Genomic DNA, 25,593 nt, shown 5'->3' on the forward strand with positions numbered 1-25,593 from the left:
CACACGCGGCGCATGCCGCGAGCAAGGAGCATGTCGATGAAAGATCCGCTGCGCAAACGCATTCTGGTCACGGGCGGGGCCGGGTTTCTCGGCTCGCATTTGTGCGAAAAGCTTGTGACGCAAGGCCACGACGTGCTCTGCGTCGACAACTTCTACACGGGCACGCGCGAAAACGTGGCGCATCTGCTGGACTGCCCGAATTTCGAATTGATGCGCCACGACATCACGTTCCCGCTCTACGTGGAGGTGGACGAGATCTACAACCTGGCGTGCCCGGCCTCGCCGGTGCATTACCAGCACGACCCGGTGCAGACCACCAAGACCAGCGTGCACGGCTCCATCAACATGCTGGGGCTCGCCAAGCGCGTGAAGGCGAAGATTTTTCAGGCCTCCACGAGCGAGGTGTACGGCGACGCACGCGTGCATCCGCAGACGGAAGACTACTGGGGCCACGTGAATCCCATCGGACCGCGCTCGTGCTACGACGAAGGCAAGCGCTGCGCGGAGACGCTCTTTTTCGACTATCACCGCCAGCACGGGCTCTCCATTCGCGTGGCGCGCATCTTCAACACGTACGGGCCGCGCATGCATCCCGCGGATGGCCGCGTGGTCTCGAACTTCATGATGCAGGCGCTGGCCGGCGTTCCGCTCACGGTGTACGGCGACGGATCGCAGACGCGCTCGCTCTGCTACGTGGACGACATGGTGGACGCGTTCATCCGGTTCATGAATGCACCCGACGACCTGTGCGGCCCGGTGAACCTCGGTAATCCCGAAGAGATCACGATGCTGCTGCTGGCCAGACGCGTGATCGCGGCGACAGGGTCCACGTCGAAGATCGTCTACCGTCCGCTGCCGGCCGACGACCCGTGGCATCGGCAACCCGACATCTCGCTTGCTGCTGCGAAGCTCGGCTGGCAGCCATCGACGTCGCTCGAAGACGGCCTGGGTGCGACGGCGCGCTATTTCCGGGCGTGCATCGAAGCGGCACGGGAGATGGGGTCGCACGTGGTTTAAGCGATGGGGCTGGACGTTACTTATGAATCGCCGCCCGCACGGAACGTACGTCGTGCGGCGTTACGGGCGGTGCGTCGTTACCCCACGCGGTGCGCACGAACGTGAGCACGCGGGCCATCTCCGTGCTCGTGAGGTGTCCGGCGAACGACGGCATGCGGTGCGGCTGCGGACCCTCTTGCGTGTCCGGGCTGCGTCCGCCTTCCACGAGCAGCCGCACGAGCGACGTCACCTGCGGCGACAACACGACCGGGTTGCCCGCAAGCCGCGGATACTTGTTCGCCACGCCCATGCCGTCCGCCTGGTGGCAGCGCGCGCAGTACGACTGATAGAGGCCTGCGCCGGGCCGCTCGATCTCGCCCGTCTTCAGTGCGCGCACCGACTGCTGCGCGGCGATCGACTGCGGGCTGTAGCGGCCATAAGACTGCCGTGCGGGCAGGCTCTTCAGATACGCGGCAATCGCGTCGAGGTCTTCGTCGTCGAGGTACTGCGTGCTGTCTTCCACCACCTGCACCATGCTGCCGAAGGGCGATAGCCCACCGCCGTGGCCTGCTTTCAGAAACGCCGCGATCTGCCCGCGGCTCACGCGGCCCAGCCCGGAGCCCGGGTCGCCCGTGAGGTTCGGCGCGAACCAGTGGTCGTTGGTGCCACCCGTGAGGTACAGCGGATCGCCTTCGTTGTAGCCGCGTTCCTCGTAAGCCGGTCCGCGCGGCGTGTGGCACGCGCCGCAGTGACCGAGCGTCTGCACGAGATACGCGCCACGGTTCACGAGCGCATCGCGTTGCGGTTGCGGCGCGAAGCGCGAACGCGGCGCAAAGGCCCACGACCACAAACCGAGCGCCCAGCGTTGATTGAACGGAAACGGCAGGCGCGTTGCGGGCGCGGGTAGGGAAACGGGCTGCACGCCGTGCATGAAGTAGGCGTAGAGCGCGTGCATGTCCTCATCGTTGATGCCCGAGAACGAGGGGAACGGCATGGCGGGATAGAGCCGCTTGCCGCGCGGCGCCACGCCTTCGCGCACGGCGCGGGCGAAGTCGTCGTAGGTGTAGCGGCCAATGCCCGCGTTCGGGTCCGGCGTGATGTTGGACGAGTAGATCGTGCCGAACGGCGAGGCCATGCCGAGGCCGCCTGCGAACGGGATGGGCTGCGCGGGCGCGTGGCCGTGCTGTGCGGGCGCTTTGCCCGGCGGCGCGGTGTGGCAGCCGGCGCAGTCCGCGGCTTTGGCGAGATAGGCACCGCGGGCGATCAGTCTGGTGTTGGCGTCGTCGGCTGGCGTGGACGCTGGGAGAGATGCGGTGGCGGGTGCAGCGGTTGAAGCGGCTGAAGCGGTTGAAATGGCTGTCGGGACTGCGGATGCATGAGTTGAAGTGTTCTGCGCGGCATCGGCATGGGGCGCTACGGTCGTCGTGAATCCGATCGCCACAACCGCAGCCGCCCGCGCCATCGCACTGCCGCTGTGGCGCAGTGCATCCACGGTCACGCACGGCAATCCGGCACCCTTCGACGAGCACCCACCGCGCGAACGCTGCCGCACGCCGCATGTGCCGTCCACGCCCGCACGGCGCCGCGTGCCCTCGCCGGGGTTGCCGGGGTTGTGATTACGCGCTCGCTCTACCACGTCCTGCATGGCGCAACCACCACAACGGCAACGTCTGTCGCTATCAGCGCGAACAGGAACAGCGTGCTCGACAGCGCGCCCACGCGTGCAAGGAACCAGTCGCGCTCGGCCCAACGCGGCGGCATGACGCGGCCCGCGTCGCTGCCGCTCGTCGGTGTCGACGGCGCTGTCGCATATCGCACGGCGTCGTTGTTGCGCCGCCAGTTTCGCCACGCCACGAAGGTGCCCACTGCGCCGAGGACGAAACACACCACGCTCAGCACCACGACCGCGGCCGACGCCCACCGCATCGACGACGCCACGCCCAGCCCGCCCGTGTAGGGATCGCAGCCCTGCGCCGCGAGCGCCTCGGAAATGCAGGTCTGTCCCACCCACGCCAGTGGCGCTGCGAAGATGCCGACCAGCCACGCGAGCAGGCCGGTGCCGCGCTGTTCACGCGGTGCGCCGCGGCGAGGCTCGTGCCGTTCGCCGCCTGTCATGCCGCTGCCCTGCGCCTGCGTCTGCGCAGCCCCAGGTCTCGCCTTGCCGTTCTGCCGCGGCGGAAACAGGCTGGAGCCGTAAGAACCGGTCTTGTCCGACATCACCGTCCCTCCTCCGTGGATGCACCGGCCGCCGCGTGCGGCGCGTCAATGCGTAAATGAAATGCTTGTGGACCGTTCATGTCGCCCCCCTGAACAGATATGGCGTGAGATAGATCGTGCTGAAGATGAAGAGCCACACGGCATCCACGAAGTGCCAATACAGCGAACCGATAGTGAGCGGCGCGCAACGCGCGTCGTCGAAATAGCCGCGCGCGGTCCACAGCAGCAGGAATGCCAGCACCACGATGCCCACCACCACGTGTGCCATATGAAAGCCCGTGAGCGTGAAATAGAGCGAGCCGTAAAGGTGCGTGGTGAGTCCGTACGGATGGTCGTGCCACTCCTTCAACTGAATGCCCGTGAAGACGAGACCCAGCACCACCGCCACGCCGAGCAGCACGCTGCCCGTTCGCGGACGTCGGCGCCGCACGCAGCGCTCGGCGAACCACACCACGCCGCTGCTCGCGAGCAGGATGACCGTGTTCAGGCTGCCGAGGCCGAGCTTCGGCAACCCCTCGGGCGGCCACGGTCCTTTGTCCAGCACCGCGAGATAGAGATACGAAAAGATCAGATAGCCGAAGAGCGACGCCTCGGTCACGATCATCGTGAGGCAGCCCCACCAGCCGCTCGCGCGCGTGCCGGCACTGCCCACGGGCAACGTGAGCGGCACGGGAGGCTCGGGCGCGTGCGTGTGCGCGTCTTGCAGCGTGTCGCTCATATCGCGCTCCCGCCGCTGCCTGCGCCCATGACGCGATACGGCTCGCGCTGCACGAGTTGCCGGCGCGGCCACAGCCACACGACGATGGAGACCGCACAGCCCAGCGCCATCAGCCCCGTGAACACCCACGCGCGGAACCCCATGCCCGCGAATACGAGCGCGACGAACACGCCTAACGCAAACGGCGCGTACGAGTCTTCGGGCATCTTAAGGATCACGTCGGGCTGGGCGTCGAGCGCTGTCGTGCCCAGCGCCTCGCGTCCCTCGGAGAGCACGTAGCCGGTTTCGAGTTGCGAGCGTGCGTGACGCGTGTCCGGTTCGTCCATGCGGCTTTCCCACAGCGGATGCCGGCTCGCCACGAAGGGCAGCACCGCGAAGTTGTACGGCGGCGGCGGCGAGGTCACGCTCCATTCGAGCGTGGGCGCGTCCCAGGGGTTGTTGCCCGCGCGCTGGCCGTGACGCAGGCTCACGAATACGTCGATGAGAAAAAGCAGCACGCCCGCTGCGAACAGGAACGCGCCCAGCGACGTGATGAGGTTCACGGTGTTCCAGCCCATGTCCGGCGCGTAGGTATAGATGCGCCGGGGCATGCCAAGCAGCCCCGCCAGATGCATCGGGAAGAACGCGATGTTGAAGCCCGCGAAGAGCGTCCAGAAACCCCAGCGCCCCAGCCGCTCGCTCATCATGCGGCCCGTGAATTTCGGAAACCAGAAATAGAGGCCGCCGATCACCGGAAACACGTTGATGCCCAGCAGCACGTAGTGCAGATGCGCAACCACGAAGTAGGTGTCCGTGAGTTGCCAGTCGAGCGGCACGGCCGCGGTGAGCACGCCCGATACGCCGCCCACCACGAACAGGAACACGAAGCCCGCGAAATACAGGAACGGCACGCGAAACACCGGGCGGCCGGTCCAGAGGGTCGCGATCCATGCGAAGGTCGCCACCGCGCTCGGAATGGAGATCACCATGCTCGCCGTGCCGAAGAACGACAGCGCGAGCGGCGCGATGCCCGTGGCGAACATGTGGTGAATCCACACGACGAAGCCGATCACCATCGTGATGACGGTGGAAAGCGCGACCGGCGTGTAGCCCACGAGCGGGCGGCGACAGAACACGGGCAGCGCGTCCGAGACGATGCCCATGGCGGGCAGCACCACCACATAAACCCAGGGATGCGCGAACACCCAGAACAGGTGTTGCCACAAGAGCGCGTGGCCGCCGTTCAACACGTCGAAGAAGTGCGTGCCGATGCGGCGGTCCATCCAGAGCATGAAGAACGCGAGGCTCACCGACGGCACCGCGAGCAGATTGCCCGCCGACGCCGTCAACGTGCCCCACACGAGCACCGGTATGCGGTTGAGCGACATGCCGTGCGCGCGCATTCGCATGAGCGTGACCACGAAGTTCGCGGCGCCCACCGTCGTGGAGATGCCGAGCAGCACCATGCCAAGCGCGTAGACGTCGATGTTCGGGCCGCTTGCGTATTCGAGCCCGGAGAGCGGCACGTAGTTGAACCAGCCGGCGTCCGGAGCCTGGCCCAACGGGAAGCTCGAATAGAGGAAGAGGCCCGCGAAGAGATACAGCCAGTAGGAGAGCGCGTTGAGCCGCGGAAACGCCATGTCGCGCGCGCCCAGTACGAGCGGCCACAGGTAGTTGGAGAAACCGGAGAGCACGGGCGACGCGTAGAGAAAGATCATCGTCACGCCATGCATCGTGAAAAGCTGGTTGTATTGCTCCGGCGTGAGCACGTGCATGTTGGGCTGCGCCAGTTGAACGCGCATGACGAGCGCCTCCACGCCGCCCAGCAGCAGGAACACGAACGCCGTCACGATGTAACGCAGACCGATGGTCTTGTGATCGACGGTGGAAAGCCAGCCGCGCCAGCCGGGCCGCGTTTCCCAGAGTTCAAGCAGACGCTTCTCGCCTGCGCTGCCCGCCTCGATGCGTCCGCGCAGCAGCGGACGCTCGAGCACGGGCGCCGACGTGGCGGCGAACACCGTGGCGCGAGACGCGTGATCGGGCGGGTTGGGCATCGTGTTGCGGCTCCTTCGGGGTGCTTCGGTTTGTGCTTCGGTTTGTGTTTCGTGTTGCTTCGGTTTTGCGTCAGTTGGGTGCCGGGTTACCTGCGTCGTTCGTCATTGCAGCGTGGCGAGATACGCCGAGAGCGCCTCGGCCTCCTGCGCATTGAGCGCGATGGAAGGCATGAGCCCATCCGGCTTGATGCGCTGCGCGTGGCGTATCCAGTCCAGTTGATGCTCGGGCGTGTTGCTCAACGCACCCGCGGCGATGAGCCGCCGCGACCCGAGGTGCGTCAGGTCCGGCGCCTGCGCGCCCGCTGAGGGCGTACCGCGCACCGTATGGCAGCCGGCACAGCGAGCCTCGAAGAGGCGCGCGCCCGCGCGGGCCGCCGTGCTCGTTGCCGCGGCGTGCGGCGCGGCTTGTGCGGACCACCAGGCGTCGAACGCCGCGCGATCTTCGGCCACCACTTCGAACGCCATGTGCGCGTGCTGCGCGCCGCAGAACTGCGAGCACTGGCCGCGATAAACGCCGGGCGCATCGGCTTCGATCCACTGCTCGTTGAGACGGCCCGGAATCGTTTGGGTCTTGCCTGCGAGTTGCGGCACCCAGAACGCGTGGATCACGTCGGCGCTGCGTAGCTCGATCTTCACGGGCTCGCCCACCGGTATGTGGATTTCGTTCGCCGTCGCGAAGTCGCGCGCCGGGTGGGCGGGATCGCGGTAGTCGACCTTCCACCACCAGTCGTAGGCGGTGACCGAGACGGTGAGCGCGGGCGGGCGCGACGGCGCGGCCACGGAATCGAGCGTCACGAGCATGTAGACGAGCGCGCCGAACAGCGCCACAGCCGAGATGCCGGTGCCGATGTAGATCCATTGCATGCCGCCCGCGTCGGGTGGCAAGCGGTTGTTCGCGGCGGGCGCGCGGCGTTTTGCAACGCCGACGACGAGCAGCGCGGCCACAATGACCATCACCGCGGTGACGAGCGCCGCCAGCGCCCAGCCGAGGTACATCGTCGGTCGCGCCGCCGGGCCTGCCGCGTGCAGAAAATAGTTGAGCGGGGCCGCTCGCGCATCGCGTGCGGCCGTCATGCACAGTGCGCTGATTGCGGCGGCAGCAGCGGGCGTTGTGGCCGCCGCAGCCGTTGCGAGCGTCGCCGGCAGTCTGCGTGGCTTGCGACGCACGAGGCGCACCGCTGCGAAGCCACGCACGAAAGCGATGCAGCGCAGCCGCTGCGCACCGCCGTCGCATGCCCCTGCCGTGTTGCCCGTTTGCTTCACTCGCTCCTTCATGCCGCAGCGCCCTCAAGCTTGCACCTCGCTTGCTGCGTTCGGCTCGACGGGGCAGCGCGCATCGCGGCGTGCCGCCGCGTGCCGCCTCTTCATTGCAGCAATTCCCGATGGCGGAGCAAGATTCGGCCCACGGTTGTTGTGCGGCGCGAAGACGAACCGAAGTTCCGCGCGACTCCAGAATTCCCTGTGGCTTGCCGCGCCAACCGGTCGATTTTTCTCGCACTTTTTCTCGCACTTGCCCGGCGAGGCGCACGGAAGGATTTGCAAACGGGCAGTACGCGTTACGCGGCCTGCCCGCCTGCGCTTGCCCGGGCTGTCACGGCTCCAGCTTCACCTTGATCCAGCCGGGCTCGCGCACGTCGAAGGCGCGATAGGCGTCGATGGCCTTCAGTATCGGCTCGCGCTGCGTGAGCACGCTCACGGGATCGATGCTGCCGTTGCGCACCAGTTCCACGAGATGCGGCGTCACCGTACGATGGTTGCAGTTGCCCATGCGCACCGTGAGATTGCGGTTCATCGCCTCGCCGACAGGAAAGAAGCGGTCCGAAGGCGGATACACGCCGATGATGGCCACCGTACCCGCCTTCGCCACAGACGACACCGCCCACACCAGCACCTGCGACGGTCCGCTGCCCGGCTGCCATTGGCGCTTCTCGCCTTCCTCACCGTTCTCACGCCGGGCGGACGCACGCTGCGGCGCGATCTCGTGCACTTCCTCGTCGAACTCCAGCGCACGGTCGCGTTGCGCTTCGGCCGCGGGCCCCTTCTGCGCGCGTTCGGCATCCACGCCTACCGCGTCGATCACGCGGTCCACGCCGATGCCGCCCGTCAGTTCGCGAATCATCTCCACGGGGTTCTCGTTGTCGAAGTTGATCACTTCCGCGCCTTGCGCCCGCGCCATGTCGAGCCGCGATTCGATGCGGTCCACCGCGATCACGCGGCCCGCGCCCATCAGCCTCGCGCTCGCAATCGCGAACTGGCCTACAGGGCCCGCGCCGAATACCGCGACCGTATCGCCGGGACGCACGCCCGCCAGTTCCGCGCCGAAGTAGCCGGTGGGGAAGATGTCGGACATGAGAATGGCGCGGTCGTCGTCGATGTCGTCGGGCAGGCGGATCAGGCTCGCGTGCGCGAGCGGCGTGCGCGCGTATTGCGCCTGCAGCCCCTGGAACGGACCCGTGGTTTTCGGGCCGCCGAAAAACGCGGTGCCCGCGAGGCGTCCGTTCGGATTCGCGTTGTCGCACTGCGCCGTGTAGCCCGAGCGGCAGTACGAGCAATAGCCGCACGAGATGGTGGACGGAATCAGCACGCGGTCACCCCTGCGCAGGTTGCGCGCGCCGCTGCCCACTTCCTCCACGATGCCTACGCCCTCGTGGCCGAGGATCGTGCCCGGCTGCATGCCGCTGAAAGTGCCGCGCACCATGTGCAAGTCCGTGCCGCAGATGGCGCTCGACGTGAGCCGCACGATGGCGTCCGTGGGCTGCTGCATGCCGGGGTCCGGCACGGTATCCAGCCGGATGTCGCCTATGCCGTGAAATACCACTGCTTTCATGATCGTTCCTCCTCGTGAGTGCGGGGTGGTTCATGTTTCGGGTGCAGGTTTCGTGGTGAGGCGAGCAAGCGCGGCTCCTGAAAGCATTGCAATGGGAAGGCGGTTTTGTACCGGCATGGGTGCGCTTCTGTGGCCGCATCAGTCGTCTCTTCGGTGGCCCCTTCAATGGCGGCCTCGGTGCGCGCGAGGTCCTCGTGCAAGGCACGCCCGTTGCTGGATAACGGGTGAGTCCGTCAACTCGACACAAGGAGGCAAGCATGTCCCAACACCCGGCTCAATCGCAGGATCATCGCCATCCCGGACGGCCCAGCCCGATCGCGGTACAGAAAGCGCTTGGCGGCGTCGACTACCCCACCACGCGCGAGAAGCTCGTCGAGACGGCCCGGCACCACGGCGCAGGGCAGGACGTGATGGACCTGATCAGCCGTCTGCCGGATCGCAACTACGACAGCCCGGCGTCGGTATCGAAAGAGATTGCGCGGCTGCATTGAAGCCGCCGCCCAGCGAGTACGAAGGCACGAGGTCCAGTGCGGTGCGGCATGGCAGCAGCACAGGCACGGACCCGCAACGTAAGGAGGACATCATGAGCACACTCAATCCACGCGGAACCCACGACGGACCGGGCGCACGCATTGTCGGCAAGGGCAGCGAAACGGCGGAAGGCCCGGGCCCGGAAGTCATGGCCGCCGACACGCTGGAAGGCAACAAGGTCATTAGTTCGGATGGCGAAGATGTGGGCAAGGTGAAGGACATCATGCTGGACGTGCGCAACGGGCGCATTGCCTATGCGGTGATGTCGAGTGGGGGTTTTCTCGGCATCGGCGACAAGCTGCTCGCCATTCCGTGGAACGCGTTGACGCTCGACACGGACAGCAAGTGCTTCCAGCTCGCCATGCCCGCAGAGCGCGTGAAGAACGCGCCTGGCTTCGACAAGGACCACTGGCCTTCCATGGCTGACCGCAGCTGGGCGAGCTCGGTACATCAGTTCTACGGTCGCGAACCGTACTGGAGCGGTTATGGCGGCTACGGAGGTGTAGGCTCGGACGCCCTCGGCACGGGCGATCTCGGACCGGGTTCGTCGGACGCACCGGAAGCAGGCGGGGTGAAGCTGTAACCGGTGGCGGGCGCCGGCCGGGCTGCGCACGTGGGGTCGTGTGCAGCCGACCGGCGCTTTTTTACGTGCGTGCGGCCCGCGCCGCGCGCTTACCCCGCATATGCACGAAACAGTCTGGTTTCTGATTGTGGGCGGCGTGCTCGTGTTCATGGGCATCGCGACGTCCACGCTCAAACGTCTGCCTGTCAGCGCGGCGATGGTCTACCTGCTGATCGGCTTTCTGCTCGGCCCACCCGGCATCAATCTGCTGCAACTCGATATCGTGCGCGACGCGCATGTGCTGCGCGTGCTCACGGAGATCGCGTTGCTCGTGTCGCTGTTCGCTATCGGCCTGAGATTGCGCGTGCCGTTCAACAGCGCCATGTGGGTCCTGCCGTTGCGGCTCGGGCTGATCGCGATGATCGTCACGGTGCCGCTGCTCGCGTGGTTCGGCGTACAGGTGCTGAACCTGGCATGGGGACCGGCGCTGCTGCTGGGCGCCATGCTGGCCCCCACCGACCCCGTGCTCGCGCACGACGTGCAAGTGCACAACCCAGGCGACCTGGACCGCGTGCGCTTCTCGCTCTCGGGCGAAGGCGGCGTGAACGACGGCGTCGCGCTGCCGTTTGCACTGGCCGCTCTCGCGCTGTGCGAAGCCGGCGGCGTGCAGCGGCATGCGCTGCCTTCCATGCCGTTGCTGGTGGGCGAAGCGTTGTGGGGCGTGGCCGGCGCGGTACTGATAGGCGGTGTGCTGGCGTGGGCGACCATGCATACGGTGGCGTGGCTGCGCACGCGCTACGCCAAAGCGCTGGGCCTGGAAGGCTTCTTCGCGCTGGGGCTGATCGAACTCGCTTACGGCGCCGCGCAGCTTGCGCATACGTATGGCTTCATCGCCGTGTTCGCGGCAGGCGTGACCATGCGGCGCGTCGAGCACCGTGCCAGCGGCGAGCGGCCGCCGCGCGAAGTGATCGGCGCAGTGGATTCGGACGACGTGGATGCCACGGCATCGGACCCGCAGAAAGCGCATGCGTACATGGCCGAATCGGTGCTGGGCTTCACGATCGAAATGGAGCGCATCGCGGAAGTCTTCGTGATGACGGTGGTGGGCAACGTGGTGGCCAACCTGCGCGAGCCGCTCTTCACGTGGCCGTGCCTCGCCGTGGTGGCGGCGCTGTTTTTCGTGGTGCGACCGCTCGCGGTCACGCTCTCGCTCGCAGGCGCCAAGGCCACGCCCGCGCAACGCCGCTTGATGGGCTGGTTCGGCATACGCGGCGTGGGGTCGTTCTATTACCTTGCGTATTCGCTGGAGCAAGGGCCGGTCAAAACCATTCTGCCGCTCGTGCCGTTCGTGATCGCCACCATCGTGGCTTCGGTGATCGTGCACGGCATATCGGCGACGCCGTTGATGAACTGGTATCGACGGTTGCGGCATGCGTCGCGTTGACGTGCCCGCAAGCGCCTGAATGGCGCGTGGCGGGCGCTTGCGTCACTTTTTCAAAGGCGCTGCAAAGATTCTCAGGACCGGGACGCACGTCATGGCGCAGGCACGCCATCCTGCATGCCGTTGCCGTCACCGGGCGGTGCTGTGGCGCATTCCAGCACGCGCAGCAGAAGGCCCGGCGTAAGGGGCTTCGCGCAATGCGCGTCGAAGCCGGCAGCGCGGGCGCGGAAGCGATCTTCGCTCGATGCGAACGCACTGAAGGCGATCAGCAGCATGTGCCCCGTTTCAGGGTGCGCCCGCAGCCGGCGCGCGAGTTCCAGGCCGTCGAGGCCCGGCATCGCGATGTCCAGCACGACGGCGAACGGCTGCCAGTTCGCTGCGATATCGCAGACGCTCAAGGGGTCCGTCACGGCGCGGCATTCGAAGCCGTCCGCATCGAGCAGCATTTGCAGCGCGTCTGCCGCCTCGCGGTAGTCGTCCACGACGAGCACGCGGCGATGGCTCGCCATGGCCGGACGAAACGCCCGCCACAGAACGACGTCCTCGCCTGCGGCTCTGGCGTGCCCTGGCTGCCGGGTATCCCTCGTGTCTCCTGCCTCTCTTGCCTCTCTTGCCCCGGGGTCGTTCACCTTGGGTCTCCTGCCGGACGGCGTCCGGTTGCTTGTGCGGCAGGCGGCACCGCGCGCCGCTCCGATCGCGTCGGCCTGGTTGCGCAAGCGGCGCGCCCGCGCGAAGAGAGGGCCCGTGCGGTACGACGCTTGCTGTTGCTCATATCGAAGCGCCGCGCGGCGGCTGCGTGTCTGCGGCTCGCCTGCCGTTTTCGACACGCTGCCGTGCCGGCCGTCCGATCACCTCTCTCGACTCTTAACGCTTACCGCAGGAGGACTCATGAAGCGTCACCTCGCTCTCGCCGCCGTCGCCGCTATATGCGCTGCCCCCGTGCTGCTCGACGCCACGCCGGCCTGGTCGCAGACCACCCAGGCGGCATCCACCACGGCCGCCAATCCGCTGCCCGAACCAGACCAGCGCTTCGTGCAGGCGGCCACCCTGTCCAGTTCGACTGAAATCGACGCAGCCAAGCTCGCTTCGGACCAAAGCCAGAACAAGGACGTGAAGTCGTTCGCACGCCACATGCGCCTCGACCATACGAAGCTCACCGTGCAGCTGAAGATGGCGGCACCGCATGGCGTGCAGGTTCCGAAGGACAACAGCGATACGTCCATTCTCGACAGCCTGAAACCGCTGAAGGGCGCGGAGTTCGACAAGGCATACGTGGAGAAGGTGGGCCTGGAAGGACACAAGCAAACCATTGCGGCCTTCAAGGACGAAATCGCGAACGGCCAGAACGCGGACCTGAAGCGCGCGGCACAAAAGGCGCTGCCGACCATCGAGCGACACTACAAGATGGCGCAGGATCTCGCGCAGAAGCTGGGCGTTTCGACGGCGTCGGCACAATGAGCCGCAAACGGCCGCAGGCCGGTTCGCGAACGAGGGGCGTTTGTGCCGTGGATGCGCTCATAGGTCGCGGCGGCGGGGGCAACCTCGCGAGCGGTACGAGCGGCTTGGGCCGCCTGGCCAGGCCCTGAAACATGGCCTCCGGCAACGATGGACCCAAGCCCGCGCAACGTGCTGCGCGCAGCGGCGTGCAAGTGGATCGCGAGCAGCAGCCCGATACGCTCGACGCATGCCGCCGCTGCGCGCTCTGGCACGACGCCACGCAGCCCGTGCCGGGCGCCGGGCCCGCTCACGCGCCCATCATGCTGGTGGGCGAGCAGCCCGGCGACAAGGAAGACCAGCAGGGCATGCCCTTCGTGGGCCCGGCCGGCGCGCTGCTGGACGACGCGCTACAGGCGGCCGGCGTGGCGCGCGACGCCGTCTATGTCACCAACGCAGTGAAGCATTTCAAATGGGAACTGCGCGGCAAGCGGCGCATGCACAAGACGCCGGCGCAGCGCGAAGTGGAGGCGTGTCACTACTGGCTGGAAAGAGAACTCGCCGACGTGAAGCCGGCCGTGCTGGTGGCGCTTGGCGCAACGGCCCTCTCCGCGCTGATGCAGAACGCACACATGCGGCTGCAGGATGCGTTCGGCCGCGTGATGGAACACGACGGGAAGCTCGTGATCGCGACGTGGCACCCGTCGTATGCCCTGCGCGCGCCAGACCCGGCGACTCGCAAGCGCGCATTCGACGACATCGTGGAAGCGCTGGCGAAGGCGGGCAAGCTGGCGGCACAGGCGAAGTACCAGGGCAAGGGCGGCCGATGAAGGGGGCGCCTTCGGTGCGCTACATACGGTTTGCACGCGTGTCCGGCGCAAGGCATCCAGGTCCGAAAATCCGGAATCCCGAAAACTCTCACCTCTAGCGTCCGGGCGACCCGGTTTGAACACGGCTCAGGCCCGCCGCGCAAGGCTGTGCGGCGCTCACCTCCTGGAACGGCTCACCGGTCCCGAAAACCTTCACCTTTGCCGCCAACAGGGCTTCGGCGTCACCCACGAAATTTACGGGGGAAAGAACGCGTAAGGCTGTACCGATTCGCCGCTCTTTTCGGCTGACGGTGCGCCGCGCGGCGGGCCTACTCTGCTGAAGCGCGGCTTTGCCCGTTCACCCGCAATGCGGGCATCCACGCGCTTTCGCAACACGCCTCATGGAGATGTCATGCGCCGACTCGTCATTGTTCTGACGTTCGCGGGCCTCACGCAGCTGCAAGCCTGTGCGAGCACCGTGGGCAACCTCGCGCTGGGCGCGGGCATTGGGGCAGTCGCCGCGGTTTCGGCCATGGTGTGCGCCATCGGTTGCCATTGACCTGGCTGTCGACGCACAAAGAGAACGGGTGCCGGCCGAACGGCCACACCCGTTTCGATCACGCTTCAGGACGCCATCGCGTTCGCTCCGGCGTCACGACGCCCTGAACGATGACGCGCTTCGGAAGCGCACGCGTCTGCATGCCGCCGCCTGTGGCGCACGCTGATCGACGCAATTCGCACAGGGCGAAGCCAGGAAGCGCGGCACACACAGCGCGCCTCCCGAAAACGCTCACCTTTGGTTCTCTCTCAGGTTCTTCTCGCCGTGCTGGGTGACGCCATGGCGGTGTGTGCGTGCTCTTCGGTTCCTTCGTTCAGGGCGCGGTCGGTACGGTCAGCGTGGTCCGTGCGACGCAGCGTGTGCGGCAGGCCGTACAGCACGATGCCCGCGCAGACAAGGCTCATTGCGCCGATCACATAGAGCGCCGGTGTGGTGCTGCCGGTGAGATCGCGCACGCGGCCCACCATCACCGGACTCACGATGCCGCCCAACTGCCCCAGCGTGTTGATGAGCGCAATGCCGCCTGCGGCGCCCGCGCCCGTCACGAGCCTGGGCGGCAAGGCCCAGAACGCGGGAATGGAAGCGATCACACCCGCGCCCAGCACAGCAAGCGCCGCGACGAGCAACGCAGTCTGGTGATCGAAGAAGCCCGCCGCGAAAAATCCCACCGCCGACATGGCAAGCAACGCCGCCACGAACTTGTGGCGTTCGCCGCTCACGTCCGAAAGACGCCCCACGATCACCATGCACGCCGCGCCGCAAATGTACGGCACCGCCGTCAGCAGACCGATGAGCGTGGGGTTGTGCGTGCCCGCGCTGCGAATCAGATGCGGCGCCCAGAAGTTGAGCCCATACGACGCCACCTGAATCAGGAAATAGACGACGGCCAGCGTGAGAAAGCCCGGCGTGCGGATAGCCCCCAGCAGCGAATGACCGCCGCTGCCGGGCTGCCGCTGCTGCGCAATGGCCTCGGCGAGTTGTGTCTTTTCGGCGGGCGAGAGCCAGCTTGCATCATCGATACGATCCTTCAGCACGCGCAGCACGAGAAGGCCCAGCGCGATGCAAGGCAAGCCACCCAGCAGAAAGAGCCAATGCCAGCCGCGTACGTTGAGCACACCGTCCATGTGACCCAGCACGAGCCCCGATAGCGGCGCGCCCACCAGTCCCGAAAACGCGGAAGCGAGAAACAGCAGCGAGGTGATGCGCCCGCGATGGCTTGCCGGAAACCACAGCGTCAGGTAATACAGCACGCCGGGCGCGAAGCCCGCTTCCATGGCGCCGATAACGAACCGCAAACCGTAGAACTGCCACTCGTTGCTCACGAACACCATGGCCGCCGTCGCAAGCCCCCACGAAATCATGATGCGGGCAATCCATCGGCGCGCGCCCACCTTGTAGAGCAGCATGTTGCTCGGCACCTCGAAGAGCACGTAGCCGATCACGAAGAGACTTGCGCCGAGCCCATACGCGGTGTCGGACAAAGCGAGGTCCGTCTGCAGCTGGAACTTCGCAAAGCTGATGTTGATGCGGTCGAAGAATGCGAACAGGTAGCAGAGCATGATGAGCGGCATCAGCCGCCATGCCGCCTTTCTGACGATGTCTGCTATGGCTTTTGCGTGGTGGTCGACGCTGTGCGCGGCAACCGGGCTGGAATGATTCATGGTGTCTCCTTGCCGTACCCCGCGATGCGGGGCGGCTATGCGTGTCGTTATCGGAAAGCGTGTGATGCGTCGTGGTCTCCCGCTGCGGCCTTCTTCAAGCGGGCACGGCGTGTGGAACGGGATGCAGGTCGCAGTTGCGGCCGGCCTTTGCGACCTGGCCCGGCACGTCATGCCCGAGCAGCGCAGGCAAGGTGCGAGACAGGGCGATCAGCTTCGGAAGATCGATGCCGGTTGGAATGCCCATCTGCTCGCACATGTTCACGAGGTCTTCGGTGCAGATGTTGCCCGACGCACCCGGTGCAAACGGACAACCGCCCAGGCCGCCGAGCGCGGCATCGAAGCGGCGCGCGCCCGCCTCGTAGGCCGCGAGCACATTGGCGAGACCCAACCCGCGCGTGTTGTGGAAGTGCAGCGTCAGCGCGTGGGGAGGCAACCGGTCGAGCGCGCGTCGCACCATGCGCGCGACCTGGCGCGGGTTCGCCATGCCGGTGGTGTCGGCCAGCGTCACGCCTTCGATGCCCATCTCGCGATACGCATCGACAATCGCGAACACGCGCGCTTCGTCTATCGAACCCTCGAACGGACAGCCGAAAGCCGTGGCCACGGTCGCGTTCAGACGCACGCCGGAGCGCTTTGCGAGCGCCACGATGTCGCCGAATGCTTCGAGCGACGCTTCGCAGCTCATGCGCATGTTGGCGCGGTTGTGCGTCTGGCTTGCGGACATGACGAGATTGAGTTCGTCGGCGCCTGATGCCAGCGCACGTTCGGCGCCCTTGAGGTTCGGCACCAGCGCCACGAAAATCACGCCGCTATGCCGCCGGATGCCCTGAAACACGGCCTCGCCGTCACGCAGTGTCGGCACGGCCTTGGGCGATACGAACGAGCCCGCCTCGATGCGCGTGAAGCCTGCGGTGGAAAGCGCGTCGATGAGCGCAATCTTGTCGGCTGTTTCAACCCATGTGGGCTCGATCTGCAGACCGTCGCGCGGTGCGACTTCCTGCACGATCAGCGTGTCGTATTGCGCGCTTTCGTGGGCGTTCATTGCACGGCTCCTTCGCGGCGCAGCCGCTCGATGTCTTCCTGCGCGAAACCGAGGCCCGCCAGCACGCTCTGGGTGTGCTCGCCAAGCGACGGTCCGCTCCAGCGCACTTCGCCCGGCGTGTCGGAGAGCTTCGGCACGATGCCGGGCATTCTCACCGTGGCGCCGCCCGGCAGCGTCGTGTCCAGCAACATGCCGCGCGCCTGATAGTGCGGATCGCTAACAATATCGGCCACGGAATAGATGCGGCCCGCCGGTACCTCGGCGCGTTCCAGCACGGCGAGCACGTCGGCAATCGAGTGATGCGAAGTCCACGCGACGATCGCGGCATCCAGTTCGGCGCTGCGTGCCACGCGTCCGTCGTTGCGGGCGAGTGCGGGGTCGTCGGCGAGATCGGGTCGACCGATGGCGCTCATCAGCCGCTTGAAGATGGGATCGCTGTTGCCGGCGATCACGACGAATGCGCCGTCTTCGGTGCGATACGTGTTCGACGGTGCGATGCCGGGCAGTGCGCCGCCGCTGCGCTCGCGCACGTGCCCGAGCAGATCGTATTCGGGCACGAGGCTTTCCATCAGATTGAACACGCTTTCCACAAGCGACACGTCCACCACCTGACCGTCGCCCTGCCCTGTCTTCACGCGCAGCACCGACATCAGGGCGCCGATCACGCCATGCAACGACGCGAGCGAATCGCCCAGGCTCACGCCCGCGCGGGCCGGTGCGCCGTCCGCGTCGCCGGTGGTGTAGCGGATGCCGCCCATCGCCTCGCCGATGGCGCCGAATCCAGGACGGTCGCGGTAGGGGCCTGTCTGACCGTAGCCCGAGATGCGCACCATGGTGAGCCGCGGGTTGAGCGCGTGCAGCACGTCCCAGCCGAGCCCGAGCTTTTCGAGCGCGCCAGGACGCAGGTTTTCCACAAGGATGTCCGCTTCGGCAAGCAGGCGCTTGACCACCTCGACGCCGTCGTCGGACTTCAGGTTCACGCAGATCGACTTCTTGTTGCGTGACTGCAGGTACCACCAGAGCGAGGTGCCCTCGTGCAGCTTGCGCCACTTGCGCAGCGGGTCGCCGCCATCCGGGGCTTCTATCTTGACGACCTCCGCGCCGAATTCGGCGAAGAGGCGCGCGGCGAACGGTGCCGCGATGAGCGTGCCGATTTCGACCACGCGTATGCCGTGCAACGGACCGGCCATGTTGCTGTCTCCCGTGTTTCATCGATGTTGGGAGAGAGACTAGAAGCGCGGCGCGGGTGTGTCCAACCGCAATTCGGCAACGGGCTTTCGCGTTTGACGAACGCTCAGTGAACGCTCAGTGGGCGTTCGGACCTGCGTTGGCCTCCACGGTGCGCAGATGGTCGTACAGCGCGCGGGCCACGGGCGAAAGCCCCGCTTCGTCGCGCACCACGAGAACGAGTTCGCGCTTTGCCCATTCGTCGCTGAGCATGACGGCCGCGAGACCCAGCGGCCGGCCCATGATGCCGTACACGTTCGCCGGCAACACGCCCACGCCCATGCCGGCCTGCACCATCCGGCAGACTGCATCGAAGCCCGGCACGTGAATGCGCAGCTTCAGCGGCTTGCCGCACGCACGCGCCGCGGCATGCGTGCGCGCGTTGATGGAACTCGCGGAATGCAGGCCGACGTGGTCGCTGTCGAGCGTATCGGCGAATGCAATGCGTTCCAGTCCCGCAAGCGGATGGTCTTGCCGCATCACCACGCAAAGTTCGTCGTGGCGGTAGTGCGTGGTGTGAAGTCCGCGCGCATCGGTCTCGCCCGCGCAAATGCCGAGATCGACCAGACTGTCGGCCACTGCTTCTACAACGCCGGCACTGGGGCGCTCCTCCAGATCGATCTTGACCTGCTCGTTGAGCGCCAGAAAGGCGCGCAGATCTTCGGGAAGGAATTCGACGATGGCGGAGAGGTTGGCCATCATCCGCACGTAGCCGCGCACGCCGCTCGCATAGCCGGCCAGTTCGATGCCGATGTTCTCGATGCCTCTCATGACGAGACGCGCGTGGTGCAGCAGCGTCTCGCCGGCGGGCGTGAGCGTCATGCCGCGCGCGGTGCGCTGGAACAGCGTCGAGCCGACCGCCTGTTCCAGTTCGAGCAGCCGCTTGCTGGCGGCGGAGACCGCGATGGCTTCGCGGTCCGCTGCACGTGTGAGGGTGCCTTCCTCATACACGGCAATGAAGAGTTGCAGCGTGGTGAGGTCGAGCCGCTTCAACAGGTTCTTGGGCGTCATGGCGGTACGGATGCGCAACGCGCTTCGGTTCGGACGATGACGCGCATTGTGCACCGGGATGCCGGCGCGGGTGGATGGAGTGGCGCGGTGGTGCGCGTTCAGAACTGCACTCAGGCTCGCGCGCACATCGCAATGAGGCCCGATTCGCGGGTCCCGAAAAGCCTCACCATTCAATGGGATTCAGGACGTGCAGGCGCGCGTGAATGGTATGGGAGAGAGTACGTTAACCCCTGAATTTCCAGGGGTTTTCATTGCGGCATGCCGTTGAGGTGAACGCATTTCAGGGCGCGCACCGCACGCTCCCGAAAACTCTCACCTCTTGCCGAACCGGCGCAGGACACGCGCCGTTGTCGGCCTCAATGCCCCAACGACTCCACTTCGCGCGGAGCCGCTTCGATGGCATGCGGCCGCGCCATCTGTTTGATCAGCAATGCTGCACATGCCAGCAGGCCGGCCGCTGCGATGGTGGCGAACACCCCGGCGAACGTGAAGTGCCGGCGCGTGAGTTCGGCCACGAGGAACGAGCCCGCAATGCCGCCGAAGCGGCCCACGCCCAGCATCCAGGCCACGCCGGTGCCGCGTCCTTCGGTGGGATAGAAGGCGGCGGCGAGCGCGGGCATAGACGATTGCGCCGTGTTCATCAGCACGCCGGCTACGAACACGACCAGCACGAGCAGCCCGATATTGCCCACGGCCTGGCCGATGCAATACACGCTCACAGCCGTGAGCGCGTAACAGGCGGCAACCATCCGGTTCGGATTGAAGCGGTCCATCAACACGCCGAGCAGCACCGCGCCCACCCCGCCCAGCGGGAATAGCGCGGAAATGAGCGTCGCGCTCCTGGGCGTGAGGCCGGCGTCCTTGAGCAGGATCGGCATCCAGTTGATCGACGCGTAGAAGATGACGAGGCCCATGAAGTAGGCGAGCCACAGCATCACGGACCCAAGCAGGTACGAGCGCGAGAGCACGACGCCCAGACCCTTGCCGCCCGTTTGTGGCGCCGCTTCGGTCATCACGAACGACGAGGCGTGCAGCGCATCCGGCGAAATGCGGGCCAGCGCTGCCCGAATGCGTTCGGCAGGACGCCGGTTCGCCACCATGAAGCGCACCGACTCCGGCATCTTGAGCATGAGCGCAACCGCGAGCAGCAGCGGCGCTACGCCGCCCAGCACAAGCACACTGCGCCAGCCGAATTGCGGAATCATCCATGCGGCGAGAAAGCCGCCCAGCGCGGCGCCAAGCGGGAAGCCGCAAAACATCAGGTTGATGACGGTGGCACGCCGACGATCGGGACAAAACTCGCCCATCATCGTGACCGCATTCGGCATGGCCGCCCCCAGGCCGACGCCGGTGATGAAGCGCAGCACCGTGAGTTGTCCGATGCCGGACGAAAACGCCGAGGCAAGACAGACGAGGCCGAATACGCAAACCGAACCGAGCAGCAGCGCCCGGCGCCCCAGGCGGTCCGACAGCGGACCCGAAACGAGCGCGCCGCACGCGAGGCCGAACAGCGCGGCGCTCAGCACGGGCGCGAGGTCCGGTTTGGTCAGGTGCCACTCGGTGAGCAGCGCGGGTGCAATAAAGCCGATGGCCGCGGTGTCGAAACCGTCCAGCAGGACGATCACGAAACACATGAGGAAGATGAGCCACTGAAACCGGCCGAACGGCTGCTCGTTGATGAAGGTCTGTACGTTGACGACCGAGGTGCGATTCATCGCGTGTCTCCCGCTATAGTCGGCGCGGCGGGGCTGCCGCGTCCTTTTTGTGACTTCGCATCAAGCTCCGCGTTGCGCGGATTTGATCAGCGTCAAAGTCTCGCATCGGCCGCGGTCTGGAGCAACGGGAAAGCCCGGATAGGGCCTATCCGGAAAAGCGATAGTGCGTGCGCGGTGGTATGGACGCACAAATTAGATGCGACTTTAACCGCCATATTTCTCGGGGCTCTCGCCGCCTCGTGGGCCCGATCTCTGGGAACTCGAGTGCCGACTTTTGCAAGTTTTCCCGGCCAATGAGGCAAAGGAACGCACGCAAAGTATCGACTTTAGTTACCTGGCGGCGCAAAGCGGCGTGGTTCATATTAGGGCCGCATCGCGGCTGCGGCGGCGACGCATCGGGGTAGTTCCGACGCACAGCAACTATTGTCTGCACGTCTCTTCACACTTGAGGCTCGGCGTCAGTGTTCGTTGTCATGCGATTCGAAATGGCTCCCGCTGCACCCGTACCAAAATATAACGTCAGTCCGTTTTCGGTACACGCCTCTTCCGTGAGTAGCGAGAGCGGCCCAGATCTTGCCGGCGATGGATCAGTTCGGTTTCATTCCAGATTTGGTGTGCGCTGCTCCCTCCACACACGGTGCACCTGCACACGACTCAATATGGTCGGGTTCTCAGCTGCAAAGAATAACTTGCCGACCGTATCGAAGCCTTTGCGAACAGCACTGCCAAGGCACTCGATGACTTGCTTATCCAGGCTCGGTTGCGCTTCAAAAGGAGCTATCTCAATCACGATTTGCGCGACAAGACCGGTTATGAACGAAATGCCTCTGGGAACAATGCTGCTGGCCAGCTCGCGCGCACGAGGGCAAGTCCGCTTGGTGAATGCAGCAGCGTTTGGTTCACCACCCAGAACCTCTTCAATCATATTGAATGGCTCCCCCTTCACCCAAGCTAGCAACCCCAAGAGAATGTGCTGCAACTCCACCTTGCCTACTTCGGCATCCTTCTTTTTTCCGCACGCCGAAAGTATGCTTCCGGCGATGTCTTGAAGCAGGGTAGCTCGTGCATCGTCATCCTCAATCAGCCAGCCGATAACCCAAGTGAGCCAGTCCTCAATGCTTTCAGGTAGCGTGCCGATTTCATTGCTAATCCTGTCTCGCAGCGAGACCAACACCGGAACGGACAGCCCACTCCGCGTGGCAAGGATCGCGATAGTTTCTTCGACTTCGCCAACTGACTGATCGGCAACGGCCTTCTTAAGGGCAGCGACCTTATGGTCAAAATCCTTTTCCGCCGAACGATTCGATGCACTATATGCGCCGAACGATTTCCGCAAATCAAACAGTTGCGAAGGCTCTTCCGCACCGTCAGCGTCACGAAGTGCAGACATCCGATTGATCACGTACCGCACGTCCGGATCATTGACGGCACCTACCGTAAGTCGGTCGAGCACAAACTCCAGCGGGTCCGTAACCGTTACACAATGATCATCCTCGGGAAGCACCGCTTTGAGCTTTTCGATTACGTCTGCGTCAAGAGGTTCATTGGGAGTGAAGCTGATGATAGGCTCGGGGATCATCAAAACCAAACCGTTTGCCAAATGGCCCGCCCGCCCCGCACGTGCCGCAGCATTGAGAATTTCATGAGCCTTGAGATCTTCCCGACCTCCGTTCACCAAATCAGCTCTTTTGTCCCCAGCAAGTACTGCGAGTTGAGCCGGAAGATTTAAACCCTGCGCGAGCGTCGGCGTCGCAACGATCACCCTCGCTCCATTGGGCCGTTTGAACATTCGTTCTGCGACATCTCGCTCAAGTCTCAACATCGCGGAGTTGTGCGGGACCGCCGCAGAGGGGCCTGACAAAAATGAATGCCGTTGCCCACCCAGTTCGACTTCAAGCGCTTCCCAACGACTCCTTTCAACTTCCGTGAATTCGACCGACAGGTCAAGCGATGCTGATATCTCCTGGGCCACTCTCACCGCGTCCAGCTTCGCATTGACGAACACAATTGTCTTCAGTCCGTTGCCCGCTGCCGCGGCAGCCAGCCGTGTAGCTACGGCGTTGGCATTGGGTGTCAGGCGTATCGAACCGGAACTCCTTAACGTCCCGGCAAGCCGTACCGAGTTTTTGAGCAACGGAGTAATTGAACACAGCGCCGCGCCCTCCGTCAGCCAGTTATGCTGTAGGCCCCATATCGCCGAAGGAACGGCGACCAGTTCGCTGGCCGCTGTAACCCGAATGCTCTTTGCACGACTTTTTTTTCGCGATTCTCCCGCCTCTGCACCTGTTCCGCGTTGGCAATTGACTCGGCCAGTTCACTTTCGTTGTAGATGATAACGCCTCTGGCCTGACGGCTTGGCTTCCACACCAGATCGACCGCAACGCTCGTTCTTCCCGTGAGTTGCCTGAGCCAGCGGGCGAGTTCTTCACCGTTGTTCAGCATGGCGGACAACAACAGGAGGTCAGCGCTGGGCACAATATGGCAGAAGCCGAGGATACACAACATCCCATCGAGCGCCCGCCGCAATTTCCCTTGCGCATTAAGAAGGTGGCACTCGTCGAACACGAGAAGTCCGACCTCTTCAAAAGCCTCAGGGGCAAAGGACAACATGGTGAGGCACCGTTCAGGTGTCATCACCTCGATGTCCTGAAATATCGCTTCCTCCATGAACAAGAGATCGAAATCACTGGACACGTTCGAGCCGAAGAGTTCGCTCGGGAACATTTCCTGCAGGTCTTCTGTCAGTTGATCAACCAGCGCGTGTGTTGGCGCGAGAAAGACGACTTTCTTCTTTTGAGCCAAAACGCCTGCAATCTTCAGTGAAGATACAGTGGTCTTTCCTGCTCCGGTCGGCAGTACGACTACAGACGACACCCCAGTTTCGTGGAAGCCCTTTTCAATTGCTGTCCGATGGTTGGGCCAGAGATACGGGAATTTTTCCGCCCGGAAACGGAGCCAGTTCATCCATATCACCGGATCAGCGCCAGTTGGAGGTGGAACAAGAAGGAGACTGGACTTAAGCAAGCTATCGGATGCCGCGAGCAGCAGCGACGCGAGATGGTGAGGACCGGAATAAGCCGGCACCGCTTTTCGATTCGCGAGAGTCCCCCTGCCGTGTCCGGCAGTCGCAAGAACAAGAACCCGTCTGAACGCATCCTGCGAACCGCCAAAGCGGCCCGCTACGCCAGGCGCCTCCATCTGGAGAAGCTGAGCCGCGAGCAGTTCTATCCCGGCTACGAGGGTCTCAAGAAGGGCGGCCAAAGCCCGTTCTTCGATAGTCAGTTGCTGAGCGTTTGCCTTGCGCCATCGTTCTGCTCTCCCCATGATCGACGCAAGCTGACCCTTAGAAAGATCAACAATGTTCTCCGTTAAAATCGTCGCTTCGTATAGCTGCGCATCGCTTTCAATACGGACCGCCATGGCAGCTTCGTTGGCGTCTGCATATTGCTCAGCTATAAGAAAGAGGACTGTCGCCGCGACAGCGGGATCAACATGATCGCGATCAATATTCGCACGCCCCTCGTCCTGCGGGGAGACAGCGAGCTCTTTACGGGCAACGATCTGTTGGGCCGTCGCCGCCACGAAAGCTGATGGCAAACGGGCCTCTCGACGCTCATCCAGAGAAGCAATCAGCTCGTAGGTATCTGCGATTCGATCAAGACTCCATTGACCAGTTATATCGTCGGTGTCGGACTCCCCGGCACCGCGCAGTCTCGCGGCGGCTAGTTCGGTGTAGTGTTTTGTTAGCAACGCGGGCAGATCGTCGGAATCAAGTCCGGGTACTTCCGGGGCACTACGCAAAAGCTCTGCGGTCACCGCATCAAACATCATCGTCCTCAGTAAGTCCGTCGAGGTAGTTGACTGCCATAAGGGCAAGCTTGTCAAACCAGTCCCGAAGCTTGGGGGGAACCACGAAACACGCGCCGAGTCGCTGGTCCTTTGTCAGCCCTTCGAGTTCAACGTATTTCGCAAATAGTTCTCTTCTCTCTTTATCGGTATCGTGTGTGTCAGTGACAGCAAGTGCGGCACGATAGCGCCTGATAGACCGCTCTGTAACAGCAGCAGACATGCGCGCCGCATTGCTATTGCCGATTCCAGCGGTACGCAGCAGAACCGACGCGGTAGATATGATTTCGGCGTTCCTTCTGTTTTCGTGTCTGTCCTTGAATGCGGGAATGACCTTGTAGTCGAATATGTGGTTTGGATTGTCACTGCACTTGTCCTCAAAGACTGTCGACCGCTCGATTTTGGACCTGTCAATAGAGAGTTCCAACATCAAGCCATCGACCCCTTGCGAGGTCGAACTAACGTGAGGATCCTTGAGGAACGCGTGTTCCCCATGAGACTGGCGCGCAGCAATCCATGAAATGACTTCAAATATGAAACCATCTCGCTGCCATCTGGGATACCCGATTCTGGGCTCCTGCTTTTTTTCTTGGACGGTGAGCGTTATTTTCGCTTCGGCCACCAGATCTGCCTGTGTGAACGCCGGTGTGGGTTGCACTAGCTCGGCAAGAATTTCCGCAGCGTGCGACGCCTGCCCCATCGCCACGATACCCACCATGGCTGCAAGAGTTCCTTCGTCGTTTGCTATCCATCTCTCACCGACGCTCGTTTTATCTATTATGCAAGGTGTAATGGTAAGCGGTAACTTCCCCTTTCCCACTGACGCAATATCTATCTCGATCTCCCCCGCCGCACTGATGCGTTTCATGTTATCAATCCGATCTTGAATTTATTTTCGACGGCTTAACGCCATTTCTAGCCGCATCGAACTGCGGCTCACAGGTATATCAATGCGACGGGCCCT

At 64.3% G+C, this 25,593-nt stretch carries 22 protein-coding genes; 7 read left to right on the forward strand and 15 right to left on the reverse strand.

Features of this window, described 5'->3' with window-relative positions; all coding sequences use genetic code 11:
* Positions 1-36: 36 nt before the first annotated feature.
* Positions 37-1,017, forward strand: a complete 981-nt coding sequence (locus tag PXJ20_RS30045) for a UDP-glucuronic acid decarboxylase family protein (protein ID WP_017774167.1) — start codon at positions 37-39, stop codon at positions 1,015-1,017.
* Positions 1,018-1,033: 16 nt separating this feature from the next.
* Here PXJ20_RS30045 and PXJ20_RS30050 read toward each other — a convergent pair whose 3' ends face one another.
* The 6 genes from PXJ20_RS30050 to PXJ20_RS30075 form a co-directional block, all read right to left on the reverse strand.
* The gene (locus PXJ20_RS30050) at positions 1,034-2,458 is read right to left on the reverse strand and encodes a c-type cytochrome (protein ID WP_421032619.1); all 1,425 of its coding nucleotides are present in this window, start codon (positions 2,456-2,458) and stop codon (positions 1,034-1,036) included.
* Positions 2,459-2,625: 167 nt separating this feature from the next.
* Positions 2,626-3,213 (reverse strand): hypothetical protein, encoded by a 588-nt coding sequence (locus PXJ20_RS30055; RefSeq protein WP_421031514.1) that lies wholly within the window; start codon positions 3,211-3,213, stop codon positions 2,626-2,628.
* Positions 3,214-3,289: 76 nt separating this feature from the next.
* Positions 3,290-3,931, reverse strand: a complete 642-nt coding sequence (locus tag PXJ20_RS30060) for a cytochrome c oxidase subunit 3 (protein WP_126875538.1) — start codon at positions 3,929-3,931, stop codon at positions 3,290-3,292.
* Complete coding sequence (gene ctaD / locus PXJ20_RS30065; protein ID WP_421031515.1) at positions 3,928-5,964, reverse strand: cytochrome c oxidase subunit I; 2,037 nt, start codon at positions 5,962-5,964, stop codon at positions 3,928-3,930. The genes PXJ20_RS30060 and ctaD overlap by 4 nt, the downstream gene beginning before the upstream one ends.
* Positions 5,965-6,066: 102 nt before the next feature.
* Positions 6,067-7,239 carry a cytochrome c oxidase subunit II gene (coxB, locus tag PXJ20_RS30070; protein ID WP_421031516.1) on the reverse strand — a complete coding sequence of 391 codons (1,173 nt, stop codon included), beginning with the start codon at positions 7,237-7,239 and terminating at the stop codon, positions 6,067-6,069.
* Positions 7,240-7,555: 316 nt separating this feature from the next.
* Positions 7,556-8,791 carry a zinc-dependent alcohol dehydrogenase gene (locus tag PXJ20_RS30075; protein ID WP_421031517.1) on the reverse strand — a complete coding sequence of 412 codons (1,236 nt, stop codon included), beginning with the start codon at positions 8,789-8,791 and terminating at the stop codon, positions 7,556-7,558.
* Between the two features lie 257 nt (positions 8,792-9,048).
* On the opposite strand from PXJ20_RS30075, the gene PXJ20_RS30080 reads away from it, so the two are divergent.
* The 3 genes from PXJ20_RS30080 (at position 9,049) to PXJ20_RS30090 (ending at position 11,328) form a co-directional block, all read left to right on the forward strand.
* Positions 9,049-9,282: a DUF2795 domain-containing protein gene (locus PXJ20_RS30080; protein ID WP_017774160.1), complete on the forward strand. Its 234-nt coding sequence runs from the start codon at positions 9,049-9,051 to the stop codon at positions 9,280-9,282.
* Between the two features lie 92 nt (positions 9,283-9,374).
* A complete protein-coding gene (locus PXJ20_RS30085) occupies positions 9,375-9,905 on the forward strand; it encodes a PRC-barrel domain-containing protein (protein ID WP_421031518.1) in 531 nt (176 codons plus the stop codon).
* A gap of 100 nt (positions 9,906-10,005) precedes the next feature.
* A complete protein-coding gene (locus PXJ20_RS30090) occupies positions 10,006-11,328 on the forward strand; it encodes a cation:proton antiporter (protein ID WP_421031519.1) in 1,323 nt (440 codons plus the stop codon).
* Positions 11,329-11,417: 89 nt separating this feature from the next.
* On the opposite strand, the gene PXJ20_RS30095 is transcribed toward PXJ20_RS30090, so the two are convergent.
* Complete coding sequence (locus tag PXJ20_RS30095; protein ID WP_017774157.1) at positions 11,418-11,834, reverse strand: response regulator; 417 nt, start codon at positions 11,832-11,834, stop codon at positions 11,418-11,420.
* A 379-nt stretch (positions 11,835-12,213) separates the two neighbouring features.
* On the opposite strand from PXJ20_RS30095, the gene PXJ20_RS30100 reads away from it, so the two are divergent.
* The 3 genes from PXJ20_RS30100 to PXJ20_RS30110 all read left to right on the forward strand — a co-directional run bounded on the left by PXJ20_RS30100 (position 12,214) and on the right by PXJ20_RS30110 (position 14,127).
* The gene (locus PXJ20_RS30100) at positions 12,214-12,783 is read left to right on the forward strand and encodes a DUF4142 domain-containing protein (RefSeq protein WP_017774156.1); all 570 of its coding nucleotides are present in this window, start codon (positions 12,214-12,216) and stop codon (positions 12,781-12,783) included.
* Positions 12,784-12,914: 131 nt separating this feature from the next.
* A complete protein-coding gene (locus PXJ20_RS30105; RefSeq protein ID WP_421031520.1) occupies positions 12,915-13,589 on the forward strand; it encodes a UdgX family uracil-DNA binding protein in 675 nt (224 codons plus the stop codon).
* Between the two features lie 391 nt (positions 13,590-13,980).
* Entirely contained in the window at positions 13,981-14,127 is a 147-nt protein-coding gene (locus PXJ20_RS30110; protein WP_017774154.1) for a hypothetical protein, read from the forward strand.
* 248 nt (positions 14,128-14,375) lie between these two features.
* Here the strand turns inward: PXJ20_RS30110 and PXJ20_RS30115 are convergent, their stop codons facing one another.
* From PXJ20_RS30115 to PXJ20_RS30150, 8 genes are all read right to left on the reverse strand, one after another.
* Positions 14,376-15,788, reverse strand: coding sequence for an MFS transporter (locus PXJ20_RS30115; protein ID WP_421031521.1), 1,413 nt, complete (start codon positions 15,786-15,788; stop codon positions 14,376-14,378).
* A gap of 94 nt (positions 15,789-15,882) precedes the next feature.
* Positions 15,883-16,830, reverse strand: coding sequence for a hydroxymethylglutaryl-CoA lyase (locus tag PXJ20_RS30120; RefSeq protein WP_421031522.1), 948 nt, complete (start codon positions 16,828-16,830; stop codon positions 15,883-15,885).
* The gene (locus tag PXJ20_RS30125) at positions 16,827-18,020 is read right to left on the reverse strand and encodes a CaiB/BaiF CoA transferase family protein (RefSeq protein WP_421031523.1); all 1,194 of its coding nucleotides are present in this window, start codon (positions 18,018-18,020) and stop codon (positions 16,827-16,829) included. Before PXJ20_RS30125 ends, PXJ20_RS30120 begins: the two co-directional genes overlap by 4 nt.
* 115 nt (positions 18,021-18,135) lie before the next feature.
* A complete protein-coding gene (locus tag PXJ20_RS30130; protein WP_421031524.1) occupies positions 18,136-19,068 on the reverse strand; it encodes a LysR family transcriptional regulator in 933 nt (310 codons plus the stop codon).
* A gap of 356 nt (positions 19,069-19,424) precedes the next feature.
* Positions 19,425-20,783, reverse strand: a complete 1,359-nt coding sequence (locus PXJ20_RS30135; protein ID WP_126875527.1) for an MFS transporter — start codon at positions 20,781-20,783, stop codon at positions 19,425-19,427.
* Between the two features lie 598 nt (positions 20,784-21,381).
* Positions 21,382-22,917 (reverse strand): hypothetical protein, encoded by a 1,536-nt coding sequence (locus PXJ20_RS30140; protein ID WP_421031525.1) that lies wholly within the window; start codon positions 22,915-22,917, stop codon positions 21,382-21,384.
* Between the two features lie 32 nt (positions 22,918-22,949).
* On the reverse strand, positions 22,950-24,614 hold the full coding sequence (locus PXJ20_RS30145; RefSeq protein WP_421031526.1) for a DEAD/DEAH box helicase: 1,665 nt from the start codon (positions 24,612-24,614) through the stop codon (positions 22,950-22,952).
* Complete coding sequence (locus PXJ20_RS30150) at positions 24,604-25,497, reverse strand: hypothetical protein (protein WP_421031527.1); 894 nt, start codon at positions 25,495-25,497, stop codon at positions 24,604-24,606. The genes PXJ20_RS30145 and PXJ20_RS30150 overlap by 11 nt, the downstream gene beginning before the upstream one ends.
* Positions 25,498-25,593 lie beyond the last annotated feature (96 nt).

Origin of the sequence: Paraburkholderia sp. A1RI_3L (assembly GCF_048957895.1) — a bacterium.
GTDB classification, from domain to species: Bacteria; Pseudomonadota; Gammaproteobacteria; order Burkholderiales; family Burkholderiaceae; genus Paraburkholderia; species Paraburkholderia kururiensis.